This window comes from Caldimonas tepidiphila (assembly GCF_003569765.1).
In the GTDB taxonomy this organism is placed as follows: domain Bacteria; phylum Pseudomonadota; class Gammaproteobacteria; order Burkholderiales; family Burkholderiaceae_C; genus Caldimonas; species Caldimonas tepidiphila.
In genome coordinates, this window is record NZ_QXMG01000168.1 from 1 (window position 1) to 1,065 (window position 1,065).

Consider the following 1,065-nt stretch of genomic DNA (forward strand, 5'->3'; position numbering starts at 1 on the left):
GAAGATGCGCGCGATGGCGTCCGACGGCCCGCCGGCGGGGTAAGGCACCATCAGGTTGATCGGCTTGGCCGGGTAGGACTGCGCCAGCGCGCTGCCGGCCACCAGCAGCCCGCTCAGCAGGGCCACGCCACGTTTGACGATCCGGTTCATCTTGTCTCCTGTGCCACGGATGGATCCGTGTGTCTGTAGGCAGCGGGCGATTCCTTCGCCCGGGGCACTCGCGAAACCCGTGAGGTGCGAGCGTGAGTGCATCGTATGAGGGGGAAATCACTGCGTCCAATGCATTGTTTTCTCCATTACGATGAGTCGAACTCATGCATCTGCCTGCGCGATGACGCTCGTCCAGCTCCGCCACCTGATCTCGCTGGCCGAGAGCGGCTCCTTCAGCCGCTCGGCCGAGGCCCTGTGCCTGACCCAGCCGGCGCTCAGCCGCAGCATCCTCGCGCTGGAGCAGGAGCTCGGCCAGCCGCTGTTCGACCGGATCGGGCGCCGCAGCGAGCTGACGCCCTTCGGCCGGGAGGCGCTGGCGCGAGCGCGGCAGCTGGTGCTCGAGGCCGACGAGCTGCGCGCCTGCGGCGAGCGGATGCGGGAAGGACGCGCGGGCAGCCTGCGCATCGGGCTCGGCTCGGGGCCGGGGGCGATGCTGATGACGCCGCTGCTGCGGCACATGGCGACGCGGCATCCCGGGATGCAGGTGGAGATCGCGCGCGGCCACACCGAGCGGCTGGTGCAGGCGCTGCGCGAGCGCCGGCTCGACGCGCTGGTGGTCGATGCGCGCTCGCTGGCGCCCGCGCCCGACCTGCGGGTGGAGACGCTCGCGGAGATGCGGGGCGCCTTCATGTGCCGCCCGGGCCATCCCCTGACGCGCCGGCGCGGCGCGCTGGGCTTCGAGGCGCTGCGGGCCTTCCCGATCGCATCGACGCCGCTGAGCGACGAGGTGGCTCGCCTGCTGGTCGAGCGTTATGGCCCGCAGGCCCATCCGGACGCCTGCGTCACGCTGCGCTGCGAGGAGGTGCCGAGCCTCGTGGAGGTCGTGCGGCACAGCGACGCGGTGCTGCTGGCCAT

1 protein-coding gene and 1 pseudogene are annotated in these 1,065 nt (G+C 71.5%); one reads left to right on the plus strand and one right to left on the minus strand.

What is annotated here, in order from left to right; translation table 11 throughout:
• A pseudogene (locus tag D3A59_RS26585) lies at nt 1–150 on the minus strand (tripartite tricarboxylate transporter substrate binding protein); the annotation flags it as partial.
• A 181-nt stretch (nt 151–331) separates the two neighbouring features.
• On the opposite strand from D3A59_RS26585, the gene D3A59_RS24930 reads away from it, so the two are divergent.
• A partial coding sequence (locus D3A59_RS24930; protein WP_157991719.1) for a LysR family transcriptional regulator occupies nt 332–1,065 on the plus strand: 734 nt, incomplete at its 3' end.